This window comes from Stenotrophomonas sp. K-6, from assembly GCF_056861555.1.
This window is the reverse complement of the sequence record NZ_JBSPUC010000001.1, coordinates 445914-461405: the sequence shown is the minus strand read 5'-3', so window position 1 is coordinate 461405 and position 15492 is coordinate 445914. Positions and strand designations below refer to the sequence as shown.

The window sequence follows — 15492 nt, the reverse complement described above, 5'->3', positions numbered from 1 at the left end:
CTTTGTCACAGTGAAGCGGGGCTGAGCCCCGCTCTACATGCGGCTTACCAGCTGCCGGTGGTCTTGAACTCGGTGATGCCCTTCTTGAAGGCAGCCTCGATATCGTTGTCCCAACCGCCGGTGGCGTTGACCTTCTCGATCAGCTCGCCCTGGGTGTTGGCGAAGTGGGCATGTAGGCCTTCTTCCAGCGCCAACAGCTTGCTGACCGGCACGTCGTCGAGGTAACCCTCGTTGACGGCGTAGATGGTCAGCGCCTGGTTGGCGATCGACATCGGCGCGTACTGCTTCTGCTTCATCAGCTCGGTGACGCGCTGACCGCGCTCGAGCTGCTTGCGGGTGGCTTCGTCCAGATCCGAGGCGAACTGCGCGAACGCAGCCAGCTCGCGGTACTGCGCCAGCGAGATACGGATGCCGCCGGACAGCTTCTTGATGATCTTGGTCTGGGCCGCACCACCGACGCGCGACACCGAGATACCGGCGTTCACGGCCGGGCGGATGCCGGAGTTGAACAGATCGGTTTCCAGGAAGATCTGGCCGTCGGTGATCGAGATCACGTTGGTCGGCACGAACGCCGAGACGTCACCGGCCTGGGTTTCGATGATCGGCAGCGCGGTGAGCGAGCCGGTCTTGCCCGTGACGGCGCCGTTGGTGAACTTTTCCACATACTCTTCGGACACGCGGGCAGCGCGCTCGAGCAGGCGGGAGTGCAGGTAGAACACGTCACCCGGGTAGGCTTCACGGCCCGGCGGACGCTTCAGCAGCAGCGAGATCTGGCGGTAGGCAACGGCCTGCTTGGACAGATCGTCGTACACGATCAGCGCGTCTTCGCCGCGGTCCATGAAGTACTCGCCCATGGTGCAGCCCGAGTAGGCGCTGATGTACTGCATCGCGGCCGATTCGGATGCGGTCGCAGCGACCACCACGGTATGCGCCAGGGCGCCGTTCTCTTCCAGCTTGCGCACGATGTTGGCCACGGTCGAGGCCTTCTGGCCGATCGCGACGTACACGCACTTGATGCCGGTTGCCTTCTGGTTGATCACCGCATCGATGGCCAGGGCGGTCTTGCCGGTCTGGCGGTCACCGATGACCAGCTCGCGCTGGCCACGGCCGATCGGGATCATGGAGTCGACCGACTTGTAACCGGTCTGTACCGGCTGGTCGACGGACTTGCGCCAGATCACGCCCGGGGCCACACGCTCCACCGGAGCGGACAGCTTGGCCGCGATCGGGCCCTTGCCGTCGATCGGCTCACCGAGCGCGTTGACCACGCGACCCAGCATTTCCGGACCCACCGGCACTTCCAGGATGCGACCGGTGGTCTTGGCCACGTCGCCTTCGCGCAGGTTCTGGTAATCACCCAGGACCACGGCGCCGACCGAGTCGCGCTCCAGGTTCAGGGCCAGGGCGAAGGTGTTGTTCGGCAGTTCGATCATTTCGCCCTGCATCACGTCGGCCAGACCGAAGATGCGCACGATGCCGTCGGACACGCTGGTCACGGTGCCTTCGTTGCGCGATTCCGCGGCCAGCTTGACCTTCTCGATGCGGTTCTTGATCAGTTCGCTGATTTCGGAGGGGTTGAGCGTGGTTGCCATCGTCAAGTCCTAGTGCCGGCGGTCACGCCGGACGTTAAATGAATTCAGTTAGCGAGCGCGGTCTGCAGGCGCGACAGCTTGCCCTTGAGCGAGCCATCGATGACCACATCGCCGGCGTCGATCACGGCACCGCCGATCAGCGACGCATCGACCGCGGTCGTCACGTCCACCTCGCGGCCGAAGCGCTTGCGCAGCGCGGCCTTGATGGCGTCCAGTTCGGCGCCGGACAGTTCCGAGGCCGAGGTCACGGTGGCCTTGACCACGTGTTCGGCTTCAGCGCGCAGCTGGTCGTACATACCGGCGATTTCCGGCAGCAGCGGCAGACGGTGCGCATCGGCCAGCACGGCCAGGAAGCGACCGAAGGTCTCGCTGGACGATTCCGGAACCAGCAGCGCGACGGCGGCGTCGCGCTCCAGCTCCGGGTTCGACAGCAGGGCCGCCACGCGCGGGTCGGCAGCTACGTGGGCGGAGAACGCAAGCGCGTCCGACCACGGCGCGAACGTGCCTTCGTCGCGCGCGGTCGCGAACGCGGCGCGGGCATACGGGCGTGCAAGCGTGAGGGCCTGGCTCATCGATCAGATCTCCGATGCCAGCTCGTCGAGCAGCGCCTTGTGGGCGTTGGCGTCGATTTCGCGCTTGAGCAGCTTTTCGGCACCGCTCACGGCCAGCGCGGACACCTGCTTGCGCAGATCTTCACGGGCACGGTTGGCGGCAGCGTCGATCTCGGCGTAGGCCAGATCTTTCTGGCGGGTCGCTTCGACGATGGCTTCGTTCTTGGCAGCATCAACGATCTGGTTGGCGCGGGCGTGGGCCTGATCGATGATCTCGTTGGCCTTGGTGCGCGCATCCTTCAGGGCATCGTTGACCTTTTCCTGCGCCTGGGCCAGATCCTTCTGGCTGCGGTCAGCAGCGGCGAGGCCTTCAGCGATCTTCTGCTGACGCTCTTCGATGGCGTTCATCAACGGCGGCCAGATCTTGGTCGCGATGATCCAGATCAGACCGGCAAATGCCAGTCCCTGGGCAACGAGGGTAAAACCGATATCCATGGGGTTCGCTCAATCGGGGGTGACGGGGTGGATGGGCCGCCGTGGCGGCGCATCCGATCCTTCATCCGCGATCAGGCGCACAAGGCGCCTGATCGTTTCGCTGTTGCTGGATTAACCAGCAACCTGCGGCAGGCGTGCAACGAACTCGCCGATCATCGGGTTGGCGAAGGCCAGCAGCAGGCCGACGGCGACCGAGATGATGAACGCGGCGTCGATCAGGCCGGCGGTGATGAACATGCGGACCTGCAGAACCGGAATCAGTTCCGGCTGACGGGCAGCCGATTCCAGGAACTTACCGGCCATGATGGCCAGACCGAGACCGGCACCCAGCGCGGCCAGGCCGATCATGATGCCGACGGCGAGGACGGTGGAGCTCTGGACTTGGGCGAGGTTGGTCAGGACGGCGAAGTACATGGTTTTCTCCTGGAACTTTGAATAGCTAAGGGTTTAGAAACAAACGGATGAAGGGTGAAGCGAAAACTCAGTGAGCGTCTTCCGACAGGCTCAGGTACACGATGGACAACATCATGAAGATGAACGCCTGCAGCGGAATCACCAGCAGGTGGAACAGCATCCAGCCCAGGCCGAATGCACCGCCTGCAATAGCACCGGCGATACCAGCACCGCCCAGCACCCAGATCAGCAGGAAGACGATTTCGCCGCCGAACATGTTGCCGAACAGTCGCATCGCCAGCGAAATCGGCTTGCTCAGCCATTCGACGATGTTGAGGATCAGGTTGAACGGCATCATCCACTTGCCGAACGGCGCGGTCAGGAATTCCTTGGTGAAACCACCCAGGCCCTTGGAACGCAGCGCGAAGAACAGCATCAGGAAGAACACGCTGATCGACATGCCCAGGGTGGCATTGACGTCGGCGGTCGGGACCGGCTTCCAGTACGGCACGCCCAGGGCTTCCAGCGGCAGCGCGATGAAGTCGGCAGGGATCATCTTGATGAGATTCATCATGAGGATCCAGAAGAACAGGGTGATCGCGATCGGGGTCACCAGCTTGCTGGTGCCGTGGTAGGTGTCCTTGGCCTGGCGGTCAACGAACTCCAGGCAGATCTCGACGAACGCCTGCCACTTGCCCGGGACGCCGGCCGTGGCCTTGCGGGTTGCCATCCAGAAGCCAAACACCATCAACAAACCCATCAGGACCGAAGTCACAATGGTGTCGACGTGAATTGCCCAGAAACCACCTTCCTGCATATGGAACGTCAGGTTGTGCAGGTGATGTTGGATGTAGGAGGTGGGTGTCAGCGCCTCGCCTGCCATGTGTCCGGAACCTTGAGTTAAATAAATTGGATCAGCGCCTGGCCAGAGCCAGGACCTGGAACATCAACCCGACGGCGATACCGGCCAGCAGCGCCAATGCAGGCAGCTTGAAGACCAGGAACCCCACCATCAGGACGCCGAATACGAGCACCCACTTTGCCACCACCGCCAGGATCAGGCGGGTCATCGCCGAACCTGCCGCCTGCACCCCGCCGCCCAGCGCCATCCGCGCGGCGACCCAGCCAGCGGCAGAAACCGCCACGCCGGAGAGCAACGCTCCCAGGGCTGCCTTCGGGCCACCCCACAGCAGCAGGGCCAGAGCCAGGACAGCCACTGCAGCCAGCGGGTAAACCGCTGCGCGCAGCATCAGTCGCCGACCCGCGTCAACGGAGTTCAGCACGTGAATGTCCTGCATGGTTGTGAGTAGGAAAGGCCGAGGCCGCAAGCAAACGCCTCGTCGAGCCGCCAAATTATAGCAATGGGACAATTTGAGAGACAACCGCTGCCTGTTCATCCCGGATGCACCCCCGCCGCTGGGGCCTCGCGCGTGCCTGTGCCACCTGCGGTCCAATCGGTTTGCGCGGGAGTGGCTCGATGCGGCAGTGCAGCACGTTGAACTTTGGCCACCCACCACTGTCAGATCCATGAGCCTGCCGTTGAATCCTCGTCGGCGTCCCGCGAGCGGGCTGGTACAGGGTGGCCCCGAAGCCCTCTCCGGGGCCACCCTCTTTTTTGAGCCGCGGGCGGCGTGATCACGGATCTGGCGATGCCGGGCCCGACATGAACGGCGATTTGACCCGCAAACGGCCAGCGCGCGGACCTGCGGTCGCCCGGCACGCATGAACGGTACACACAGCGTCCACCATACCTTCACGAATGGTGGACGTCGCAGTGGGCAATGTGACGGCACATCACTTAGAACCACCGCAAGGACCCCCGATGCGCCCGATGCTCTCCCTGCTTGCCGTGCCAGTCGCTCTGGCCGCACTCTCCTACGCCGCCCCGTCCCACGCTGCCGAGGGCGATGACCGCTTCGCGCTGCGTCTGGGTGCGATGCAGATCGATTCGGACAACACGATCCGCGGCAACACCAACATCGCGGGCCAGGACGTTGGCTTCTCCGAAGATTTCGGCCTCGGTGGCAAGGAATGGGAGCCGCGCATTGACGGCATGTTCCGCATCAGCAACCGTCAGCGCCTGCTGTTCAACTACTTCAAGTACGACAAGGATCGCCGCGAGACCCTCGATCAGGGCGTGAGCTTCGGTGATACCAATGTGCCGGCCGGCAGCTTCATCAAGGGTGAGCTGAAGTATCAGGTGGCCAGCCTGGTGTATGACTACTCGGTGGTGGATACCGACAAGTTCGACCTGGGCCTGCAGCTGGGTGCCGAGTACGCCAAGGTCAGCACCAAGGCGTATGCCGATGTGGGTGATCTGTACCAGGGCGAGTTCCTGGACGAGAAGGCCGACGGTGTCGCCCCGGTGGTTGGCGCACGTCTGAGCTTCACCCCGTCCGAGAAGTGGATGATCACCTTCCAGGGCCAGTACCTGAACACCAAGTGGGGCAACTTCGACGATTACGACGGCGATCTGAGCCGTGCCAATGCGATCGTCGATTACCGCTTCACCAAGAACTTCGGCGTGTTCGCCGGCTACGACTGGTTCAAGCTGGACGTGGATCAGACCGGCAGCGATGGCACGATCGGTCTGAAGCAGGAGTTCAAGGGTCCGGTGGCGGGCGTCAGCTTCGTCTTCTAAGCCCTTCGCAACACCTCTCTCTCCAAGCGCGGCCTCCGAAATATCGGGGCCGCGTTTTTTTGTGCGCTTTGGTTTGGGGAGCAACTGCGGGTTGTTTGGGGGTCGGCCACGGATACCCTGTCGTGCGAATGTCCCCCGGCGACGGCCTGTGGCCGTCACCTCCTCCTTGATTTCGCCCCACAGGGTATCCGTGCCCGCCTTGACAGAATCCCGGTGGCCGCCGGGAGGTCAGCAACAAAAAACCCCGGCTTTCACCGGGGTTTTTCGTTGAAGCGGAGCCACCACCAACAGCGGTGATCGCCCAATTACTTCTTCTTCGGCATGTACAGATCGGTGATCGTGCCGTCGTAGATTTCCGCCGCCATCGCCACCGATTCACTCAGCGTCGGATGGGCGTGGATGGTGTGGCCGATGTCTTCAGCCTCCGCACCCATCTCGATCGCCAGACCGATCTCGGCCAGCAGGTCACCGGCATGCACGCCGACGATCGCACCACCGATGATGCGGTGCGTTTCTTCGTCGAAGATCAGCTTGGTGAAGCCTTCGGTCCGGCCGATGCCGATCGCGCGGCCGCTGGCGGCCCACGGGAACTTGGCCACGCCGACCTTCAGGCCCTTGGCCTTGGCTTCGGTTTCGGTCACGCCCACCCACGCGATTTCCGGATTGGTGTAGGCCACCGACGGAATCACGCGCGCCACCCATTCCTTCTTCTCGCCGGAAGCCACTTCCGCGGCCAGCTTGCCCTCGTGCGTGGCCTTGTGGGCCAGCATCGGGTTGCCGACGATGTCGCCGATCGCAAAGATGTGCGGCACGTTGGTGCGCATCTGGCGGTCGGCCGGGATGAAGCCACGGTCGGTGACCTGCACGCCGGCCTTCTCGGCATCGATCTTCTTGCCGTTCGGCGAGCGGCCCACCGCGACCAGCACGCGGTCGAAGGTGCTGGCGTCCAGACCCGGCTTTTCACCTTCCACCGCGGCTTCGAAGGACACGGTGATGCCGGCCTTGTCGGCCTTGACGTCGGTCGCCTTGGTCTTCAGGTGGACCTCCACGCCCTGCTTCTTCAGGCGATCGGCCAGCGGCTTGACCAGGTCCTTGTCGGCGCCCGGCATCAGCTGGTCCATGAACTCGACCACGGTCACCTTGCTACCCAGCGCCGCATACACCGTCGCCATTTCCAGGCCGATGATGCCGCCACCGACCACCAGCAGCGAACCCGGCACGTCGGCCAGCTCCAGCGCATCGGTGGAGTCCATGACGCGCTCGTCGTCCCACGGGAAGTTCGGCAGCTTCACTGCCTGCGAACCGGCGGCGATGATGCACTGCTCGAAACGCAGCAGCTGGGTCTTGCCGTCGTCGCCCACGATCTCCAGCTCGTTGGCCGAGACGAACTTCGCCAGGCCCTGCACGGTGCGCACCTTGCGCTGCTTGGCCATGCCGGCCAGGCCCTTGGTCAGCTGGGTGACCACCTTTTCCTTGTAGCTGCGCAGCTTGTCCAGGGTGATGGTCGGCTTGCCGAACTCCACGCCGAAATCACCGGCGTGGGCGACTTCGTCGATCACCGCGGCGGCATGCAGCAGCGCCTTGGACGGGATGCAGCCCACGTTGAGGCAGACGCCGCCGAGGCTGGCGTAACGCTCGATCAGCACGGTATCCACGCCCAGATCGGCCGAACGGAAGGCGGCGGTGTACCCGCCCGGGCCTGCGCCCAGCACCACCATCTTGCATTCGATGTCGGCCGGCTTGCCCGAGGACAGCGCCGGCTGCGGCGCGGCCGGTTCGGCCGGGGCGCGGTGCGACGGGGTCACCGGCGGCTTGCTGGCCGGGGCGGCCTCGGCCTTGGGCGCTTCGGCCTTGGCCGGCGCAGCCGGTGCGGCAGCCTCGCCTTCGGCCTCCAGCAGCAGCACGACGTCGCCTTCGGAGAGGTTGTCGCCGAGCTTGACCTTGATTTCCTTGACCACGCCAGCGGCCGAGGACGGCACTTCCAGCGTTGCCTTGTCCGATTCCAGCGTGACCAGCCCCTGGTCCTTCTTCACCGTGTCACCCACGGCGACCAGCAGTTCGATCACCGGGACACCGCTGTAATCGCCGATGTCGGGAACCTTGATTTCAATTGCGGCCATTCGTGTTCTCCTGGTGCTCAGCCGGCCTTGCCGCCGAGCAGTTGCTGCAGTTCGTCGAGCGACTCGTCCAAATCTTTCCAGCGACGGTCGAGCTTCTTTTCCTTGGTGTCGCTGGCTTCGATCAGCAGCGCCACCTGTTTCATCATCAGCCGGCCCGCACCGCATTGGGGCCGGGTGCCGCTGTAACGCTGGCCATCCACGGTGAAGGACAGCACATCACCCTCCAGCACCGGCGCCTTGCGGTCGCCTGGGACCTGCGCGGCCAATGCGGCCTGCCAGCTGTGCAGCAACCGCTGCGCCAACGGCGCCGGGATGCTGACCTGGTACTGGTCCGGCTCCTGGTCCACGCGCAGTTCCACGCCGCCCTGGCGGGCGCCGCTGTTCCAGTTGTAGACGCGCTTGTCGGCCCGGCTGTAGCGCAGGGTCCATTCCTGGTCCTGGGTGCCGGGCAGCAATGCCACGCCGGTCTCCACGCCGCTCTTGGGCAGGCTGACCAGCGACAGCGCCGGTTGCGCCTTGCCATCGAACAGGGTTTCCACTGCCTGGCCATAGTTGCCGACCGCCGGTGGCCAGCCATGGCCCAGGTCAGACGCGCATTCGCGCGCGCCCGCCTGCGCCATCGGCAGCGCCATCAGCAGCCCGGCCAGGACCAGGCCCTGCTTCACAGCAGGACGCGCCGCATGTCGGCCAGCACCTGCGAGAGGTAAGTGGTGAAGCGGGCGGCCAGCGCGCCGTCGATGACGCGGTGGTCATAGCTCAGCGACAGCGGCAGCATCAGCTTCGGCGCGAATTCCTTGCCGTTCCAGACCGGCTGGATCGACGACTTGGACACGCCCAGGATGGCCACTTCCGGTGCATTGACGATCGGGGTGAACGCAGTGCCACCGATGCCGCCCAGCGAGCTGATCGAGAAGCAGCCACCGCTCATGTCGGCCGGGCCGAGCTTGCCGTCGCGGGCCTTCTTGGCCAGTTCGCCGGATTCCTGCGCGATCTGCACCACACCCTTCTTGTCAACGTCGCGGATCACCGGCACGACCAGGCCGCTCGGCGTATCGGCCGCGAAACCGATGTTGAAGTACTTCTTCAGGGTCAGGTTCTCGCCGCTGGCATCCAGCGAGGCGTTGAACTCCGGGAACTTCTTCAGCGCCGCGGCGCTCGCCTTGACCAGGAAGGCGAGCATGGTCAGCTTGATGCCGGCCTTCTCGTTTTCCTTGTTCAGAGCCACGCGCAGGGCTTCCAGCTCGGTGATGTCGGCCTGTTCGAACTGGGTGACATGCGGAATCATCGCCCAGTTGCGGGCCAGGTTCGCGCCCGAGATCTTCTTGATCCGCGACAGCGGCTGGACCTCGACCTCACCGAACTTGCTGAAGTCGACCTTCGGCCAGGCCAGCAGGTTCAGGCCGCCACCGGCCGCCACGGTACCGCCGGTGGCCGCGCCGCCGCCGGCCAGGGCCGACTTGACGAACTTCTGCACGTCGGACTTGGTGATGCGGCCACCCTTCTCGGTGCCGCTCAGCTGGTTCAGGTCCACGCCCAGCTCGCGGGCGAACACGCGCACGGCCGGCGAGGCGTAGGGCACCTTCTGCGGCAGCACGCTGTCGGCATTGAAGGCGACCGGCGGGCTGGTCGGCGAGCCACCCGACGGGGCAGCGGCGGCCGGGGCCGGCTGGGTCGGCTTGGCGGCGGACTGCTCGATATCACGGGCGGCCAGCTTGTCCGGCTCGGCCGGGGTGGCGACGGGTTCGACCTTGGTCGCGGTCTCGGCGGCGTCGGTCTTGCCGGCGGGGGCCGGCGCGGCAGCAGCGGCCGGCGCGGCGGCCTCGTCGCTGACTTCGATCAGCGCCACGAGCTTGCCCTCGGAGAGGTTGTCGCCGATCTTGACCTTGATTTCCTTGACGATACCGGCCACCGAGGACGGCACTTCCATCGTGGCCTTGTCCGATTCCAGCGTCACCAGACCCTGGTCTTTCTTGACGGTATCTCCAACGGCGACCAGCACCTCGATTACCGGGATATCGCTGTAGTCACCGATATCGGGGACAAGTGCTTCCTTGATTTCGGCCATGGGGAAAACTCCGGCAATCTGGTGTAGGGAATCGCCTATTGTGGGGGCTTCGCGCGCCAGCGCCAACCAGCTTGGCGAATTTTCAGCGCCGCTGTCCCGGGACAGCCTGTTGCAGCCATCTGCTTTGGTTCCAGTCGGCACCGTATTGTCCAGCGCTGTCCCCGCCTCAGCGCCGGATGGCATCGGCCAGCGGTTGCCATGCCTCCACCAGCCGGGGCAACGGCCAGGCCGCGTTGGCCGGGCTGGTGGAGGGCAGCGACCATACCGGCACCTGGCGCGCCACATCGAGCAGCGCCGGCACGATGAAACGCTGGAACGCCCGGAACGCGGTGCCGCCATTGCAGGCGATCGCACGCAGCGCAGGCAATCCGTCGATCCGTGCAGCCAGCGCATTGGGAACCTCACTGCCGCGCACGATCGACGCATCCAGGCTGCCGCGTCGCTCGCACTGCCCGATCACATCCCACACGCCCACGCCGCGCGCGTTCAATGCGCGCACGCGATCGGGATAAGAAAGCGTCGCGTCGATCCCGCACAGCACGCCCATCAACGGCCAGAAACGATTGCGCGGATGGGCGTAGTACTGCGCGGCCTGCAGCGAGGCGACACCCGGCATCGAACCGAGTACCAGCACGCGGCAGTCGGCGTTCAGCTGCGCAGGGAAGCCGATGCACGTTGTCGTTTCCATCACACCATCGCCAGATGCATGAATGTCAGGAGTTGCATGATCGCCTGTAAATACAGCGATTTCGCACTGATCGCTGAATGAAAACAACTAAATTTTAACGTGCGTCGGACGCGATTCAGATTGCGGGGACTACGGTTGCCTCGCCCCAACACACCGGGGCCCAGAACAAAAACATCCTGAGGAGATTCCCCCATGCGCTCCATCCGTACCCTGACCCTGGCTACCCTGACTGCCCTTGCTTTTGCGCCGGCCGCTTTCGCGCAGGACAGCACTGTTGATACCGCTTCTGGCAAGCACTTCGCCGTGGTCGGCGGCGTCTCGCTGCTGCAGCCGAAGAACGATCCGCTCGATGGCGTGCGCAAGGTGGACGGCGGCCCGGCCCCGACCCTGAGCTTCAGCTATTACATCAACGACAACTGGGCCGTGGAACTGTGGGGCGCAGCCGACAAGTTCGACCACCGCGTGCGCGGCACCGATGGCGCCCGCCTGGGCACGGTCGAGCAGCAGCCGATCGCGCTGAGCGGCCAGTACCACTTCGGCCAGGCCGACAATGTGTTCCGTCCGTTCGTGGGCGCCGGTTACTACGAGTCCAACTTCAGCAATGAAGACCTCGCCAGCGACATCGGCCACATCGGTGTCAAGACCGCCAAGGGCGCGATCGGCACCGTCGGCGTGGACATGAACATCAACAGCACCTGGTTCGCCCGTGCCGATGCCCGTTACATGCATTCGCGCCCGGAGCTGACCGTCAACGGTGAAGGCACCGGCGACAAGGCTAAGCTGGATCCGTGGACCGTGGGCTTCGGCATCGGCGCGCGCTTCTAAGCACGCCGTTTTCGCGCCACGTAGTACGCACAACGGGCCCCTCGCGGGCCCGTTGTCGTTGGAGGGGCCACTTTCATCCCGCTTTTCCGGTCGCTGGCCGACACTGGCACCCACCACGGACCACGCCGGTCCGGCTACGGGGAGCCGATGCGCGAGTCCTTCGACATGCTGGTGGTGGGCGGCGGCATCAACGGCGCCGGCATTGCCCGCGACGCAGCGGGACGCGGCCTGTCGGTCTGCCTGTGTGAGCAGGATGACTTGGCCGCGCATACCTCCAGCGCCAGTACCAAGTTGATCCATGGCGGCCTGCGCTATCTGCAGCAGGGCGAGTTCGCCCTGGTACGCAAGGCGCTCAACGAGCGCGAAACACTGCGTCAGCTCGCGCCGCATCTCATTGCCCCGACCCTCTTCGTCCTTCCACACGCGCGCCATCTGCGCCCGGCCTGGATGCTGCGCGCGGGGCTGTGGCTGTATGACCACCTCGGCCGTACCCATCCCCACTTCCCGGCCTCCCAGCGCATAGACCTGCAGCGCGATCCGAGCGGCGCTGCATTGCAGCCCGCCTACCGGACCGGCTTCACCTATGCCGATGCACGCGTCAACGATGCCCGGCTGGTGGTGCTCAACGCGCTTGATGCGAAGGAGCGCGGCGCCGACATCCGCACACGTACCCGCTGCGAACAATTGATCCGTCACCGCGATCATTGGTGGGCGGTACTGCGCACCGCCAACGGGGATGTGCAGCGGCTTCGCGCCCGGTGCGTGGTCAACGCGAGTGGCCCATGGGCGGGCACGGTGCTGGAGCGTGCCGGACTGGATGCGCCGCTGGGTCTGCGGCTCGTGCAGGGCAGCCACCTGGTGGTCCCACGCCTGTTCGCACACGACAGCGCTTACCTGTTCCAGCAGCCCGACCAGCGCGTGGTGTTCGCCATTCCCTTCGAGCAGGACTTCACCCTGATCGGCACCACCGATACCGACTACGACGGTGACCCGGCGCAGGTGCAGCCCCGCGCCGACGAACAGGCCTATCTGCTTGACGCGGTGAACCGGTTCGTCCGGGTTCCGGTACGCGAGGCGGACATCGTCTGGCGCTACAGCGGGGTGCGACCGCTATTGGCCGATCACCACCGCGATGCATCGCGGGTCACCCGCGACTATCGGTTGGACCTGGATACCGCCGGCGCGCCGCTGCTGAGCGTGCTGGGCGGCAAGCTCACCACCTACCGCGCACTGGCCGAGGACGCGCTGGGGCGGCTCTCACCCGCGCTGCCGGAGATGGGCGCGGCGTGGACCGCCGGTGGGCCGCCGTTGCCCGGGGGCGATGGCGGCACGGCCACTGACATGGCCGAGGCGCTGCAGCGTGACCACCCGCGCCTGCCCCCTGCCCTGCTGCAGCGCCTGGCCAGCAGCTACGGCACCCGTGCAGTCGGGCTGCTCGCCGGCGCACAGACACTCGACGCGTTGGGCCATCACCACGGCGGCGGCCTCTACGACTGCGAACTGGACTACCTCATCGCGCACGAATGGGCCCGCACCGCCGACGACGTGCTGTGGCGCCGCAGCCACTTGGGATTGCGCATGGACGCCGAACAGCGCGGGGCATTGGCCGCCACCCTGCAGGCGCGCGTTTCGATGCCGTAGGCTGTACGCCTGTTACGCCTGACGGCATCGATTTCCACGGAGCAGACCATGGACAAGCACTATGTGCTCGCCATCGACCAGGGTACGACCAGTTCGCGCGCCATCCTGTTTGATCGTGCCGGACGCATCGCCGGCAGCGCGCAACGCGAGTTCACCCAGATCTTCCCGCAGCCGGGCTGGGTGGAGCATGACCCGCGCGAAATCCTGACCAGCGTCTACACCACGATCACCGAGCTGTTGAACCGCCACCAAGTGGACCCGCGCACGATCGCCGGTATCGGCATCACCAACCAGCGCGAGACCACAGTGGTCTGGGACAAGGCCACCGGCCAGCCGATCCACAACGCCGTGGTGTGGCAGTCGCGGCAGAGCCATGCGATCTGCGAACAGCTCAAGGCCGATGACCACGAGCCGCTGATCCGGCGCAAGACCGGGCTGTTGATCGATGCCTATTTCTCGGCGACCAAGATCCGCTGGATCCTCGATCACGTGGAGGGTGCGCAGGCACGCGCCGAACGCGGCGAACTGCTGTTCGGCACCATCGACAGCTGGTTGATCTGGAACCTCAGCGGCGGCCAGGCGCACGTCACCGATGTCACCAATGCCGCGCGCACGCTGCTGTTCGATATCCATGCGCTGCAGTGGGACGATGAGCTGCTGGCGCTGTTCAACATCCCGCGCGCGATGCTGCCGCAGGTGCGCAGTTCCAGCGAGGTGTATGCCACCACCCAGGCGCAGTTCTTCTTCGATCAGCGCCTGCCGATTGCCGGCATCGCCGGCGACCAGCAGGCCGCGCTGTTCGGCCAGGCCTGCTTCGAGCCGGGCATGGCCAAGAACACCTATGGCACCGGCTGTTTCATGCTGATGAACACCGGCGAGAAGGCGGTGACGTCCGAAAATGGCCTGCTCACCACCATCGCGTGGGGCCTCGATGGATGTGTGGAATATGCGCTGGAAGGCTCGATCTTCGTCGCCGGCTCGGTGGTGCAGTGGTTGCGCGACGGGCTGCGCATGTTCGGAAAATCCAGCGACTGCCAGGCCTACGCCGAGCGTGCGGCCGATAACGGCGGTGTGTACCTGGTGCCAGCCTTCGTGGGGCTGGGGGCGCCTTACTGGCGCAGCGATGTGCGCGGCGCGATGTTCGGGCTGACCCGTGGCACCACCAAAGAGCACTTCATCCGCGCGGCGGTGGAATCGATGGCCTACCAGACCCGCGACGTGCTGGCGGCGATGCAGGCCGATGCGGGAATCGAACTGAAGGAGCTGCGCGCCGATGGCGGCGCGATCGCCAACGACTTCATGGCGCAGTTCCAGAGCGACATCCTGGGCGTGCCGGTGCTGCGCCCGCAGGTGGCCGAAACCACCGCGCTGGGCGCGGCCTATCTGGCCGGGCTGGCCACCGGGTTCTGGCGCAGCCGGGCGGAGATCGCCGAGCAATGGGCAGTGGATCGCCGCTTCACGCCGCAGATGCCGGTGGATCAGCGCGAGGCGCTGTACAGCGGCTGGCAGCAGGCGGTGGAGGCGACGATGGGGTTCCGGGTGGGGTGACGCCCGCGTCGGCGATCATTGCCGCGCGGGCGTGGCGCTACCGTGGGTGCCGGTCAGAATGCCGGGAGGACCGCGCCCTTGTACTTTTCGGCGATGAAGGCTTTCACTTCCGGGCCGGTCAGGGCCTTGGCCAACTGCTGCACGCGGGCATCATCCTTGTTGTCCGGGCGGGCGACGAGGAAGTTCACGTACGGCGAATCCTTGCTTTCGATCGCCAGCGCATCCTGGGTCGGGTTGAGCCCGGCATCCAGCGCGTAGTTGGTGTTGATCAGGGCCAGATCCACCTGGTCCAGCACGCGCGGCAGCATCGCCGAGTCCAGCTCACGGAACTTGAGCTGCTTCGGGTTGGCGATGATGTCGCGCTGGGTCGCCAGCGCATTGGTCGGGTCCTTGAGCGTGATCACGCCGGCCTTGTGCAGCAGGATCAGCGCGCGGCTGTTGTTGCTCGGGTCGTTGGGGATCACCACATCGGCACCGTTGGGCAGGGCATCGAGTGATTTGAAACGACGCGAGTACGCACCGAAAGGCTCGATGTGCACGCCGATCACCTTGACCAGGTCGGTCTTGCGGTCACGGTTGTAGGCGTCCAGATAGGGCTCGGTCTGGAAGTAGTTCACGTCGACCTGCTTCTGCACCAGCTGGTCGTTGGGCTGCACGTAGTCGTTGAACACGCGCACGTCCAGGGTCAGGCCTTCCTTTTCCAGGATCGGCTTGACCACGGCGAGGATTTCGGCGTGCGGCACCGCGGTGGCGGCGACCACCAGCTTCTTGGAATCATTGGCCGGCTTGCCGCAGGCGGCCAGGGCCAGCGAGGCGACAAGCAACGGGAGCAGCAGGTACTTTTTCATGGGGGCAGCGGGATCCATAAGGGCAGCAACGCCCCACGATACCGCACGCCCCGGCCCTTGCGGAATCCGGGGCATATGACCCCAC

The 15492-nt window shown here is 65.2% G+C and carries 15 protein-coding genes; 4 read left to right on the top strand and 11 right to left on the bottom strand.

What is annotated here, in order from left to right; genetic code table 11:
- Positions 1-44: 44 nt before the first annotated feature.
- The 6 genes from atpA to AC13F7_RS02005 form a co-directional block, all read right to left on the bottom strand.
- Entirely contained in the window at positions 45-1592 is a 1548-nt protein-coding gene (gene atpA, locus AC13F7_RS02030; RefSeq protein ID WP_481470380.1) for a F0F1 ATP synthase subunit alpha, read from the bottom strand.
- Positions 1593-1636: 44 nt separating this feature from the next.
- Positions 1637-2164: a F0F1 ATP synthase subunit delta gene (locus AC13F7_RS02025; protein ID WP_123730107.1), complete on the bottom strand. Its 528-nt coding sequence runs from the start codon at positions 2162-2164 to the stop codon at positions 1637-1639.
- Positions 2165-2167: 3 nt separating this feature from the next.
- Entirely contained in the window at positions 2168-2638 is a 471-nt protein-coding gene (locus AC13F7_RS02020; protein WP_346471297.1) for a F0F1 ATP synthase subunit B, read from the bottom strand.
- Positions 2639-2749: 111 nt separating this feature from the next.
- Positions 2750-3052: a F0F1 ATP synthase subunit C gene (gene atpE, locus AC13F7_RS02015; RefSeq protein ID WP_017354883.1), complete on the bottom strand. Its 303-nt coding sequence runs from the start codon at positions 3050-3052 to the stop codon at positions 2750-2752.
- 67 nt (positions 3053-3119) lie between these two features.
- Entirely contained in the window at positions 3120-3914 is a 795-nt protein-coding gene (gene atpB, locus AC13F7_RS02010; protein ID WP_019183631.1) for a F0F1 ATP synthase subunit A, read from the bottom strand.
- Between the two features lie 31 nt (positions 3915-3945).
- Positions 3946-4314 (bottom strand): hypothetical protein, encoded by a 369-nt coding sequence (locus tag AC13F7_RS02005; RefSeq protein WP_172407534.1) that lies wholly within the window; start codon positions 4312-4314, stop codon positions 3946-3948.
- Positions 4315-4853: 539 nt separating this feature from the next.
- Between AC13F7_RS02005 and AC13F7_RS02000 the strand changes: the two genes are divergently transcribed.
- Positions 4854-5672, top strand: coding sequence for a TonB-dependent receptor (locus AC13F7_RS02000; RefSeq protein ID WP_346471295.1), 819 nt, complete (start codon positions 4854-4856; stop codon positions 5670-5672).
- A gap of 305 nt (positions 5673-5977) precedes the next feature.
- Here the strand turns inward: AC13F7_RS02000 and lpdA are convergent, their stop codons facing one another.
- The 4 genes from lpdA to AC13F7_RS01980 form a co-directional block, all read right to left on the bottom strand.
- The gene (gene lpdA, locus AC13F7_RS01995) at positions 5978-7792 is read right to left on the bottom strand and encodes a dihydrolipoyl dehydrogenase (protein ID WP_482999087.1); all 1815 of its coding nucleotides are present in this window, start codon (positions 7790-7792) and stop codon (positions 5978-5980) included.
- A 17-nt stretch (positions 7793-7809) separates the two neighbouring features.
- Positions 7810-8457, bottom strand: coding sequence for a hypothetical protein (locus AC13F7_RS01990; RefSeq protein WP_482999086.1), 648 nt, complete (start codon positions 8455-8457; stop codon positions 7810-7812).
- A complete protein-coding gene (gene aceF, locus AC13F7_RS01985) occupies positions 8454-9857 on the bottom strand; it encodes a dihydrolipoyllysine-residue acetyltransferase (protein WP_482999085.1) in 1404 nt (467 codons plus the stop codon). Before aceF ends, AC13F7_RS01990 begins: the two co-directional genes overlap by 4 nt.
- Positions 9858-10023: 166 nt before the next feature.
- Positions 10024-10545, bottom strand: a complete 522-nt coding sequence (locus AC13F7_RS01980; protein WP_481470375.1) for a DNA-deoxyinosine glycosylase — start codon at positions 10543-10545, stop codon at positions 10024-10026.
- Between the two features lie 192 nt (positions 10546-10737).
- Here AC13F7_RS01980 and AC13F7_RS01975 point away from each other — a divergent pair, with 192 nt between their 5' ends.
- From AC13F7_RS01975 to glpK, 3 genes are all read left to right on the top strand, one after another.
- Complete coding sequence (locus AC13F7_RS01975; protein WP_019183623.1) at positions 10738-11370, top strand: OmpW/AlkL family protein; 633 nt, start codon at positions 10738-10740, stop codon at positions 11368-11370.
- A gap of 147 nt (positions 11371-11517) precedes the next feature.
- Entirely contained in the window at positions 11518-13011 is a 1494-nt protein-coding gene (gene glpD / locus AC13F7_RS01970) for a glycerol-3-phosphate dehydrogenase (RefSeq protein ID WP_482999084.1), read from the top strand.
- Between the two features lie 48 nt (positions 13012-13059).
- On the top strand, positions 13060-14559 hold the full coding sequence (gene glpK / locus AC13F7_RS01965; RefSeq protein WP_482999083.1) for a glycerol kinase GlpK: 1500 nt from the start codon (positions 13060-13062) through the stop codon (positions 14557-14559).
- A 53-nt stretch (positions 14560-14612) separates the two neighbouring features.
- Here the strand turns inward: glpK and AC13F7_RS01960 are convergent, their stop codons facing one another.
- A complete protein-coding gene (locus AC13F7_RS01960; protein WP_482999082.1) occupies positions 14613-15407 on the bottom strand; it encodes a MetQ/NlpA family ABC transporter substrate-binding protein in 795 nt (264 codons plus the stop codon).
- Between the last annotated feature and the right edge of the window lie 85 nt (positions 15408-15492).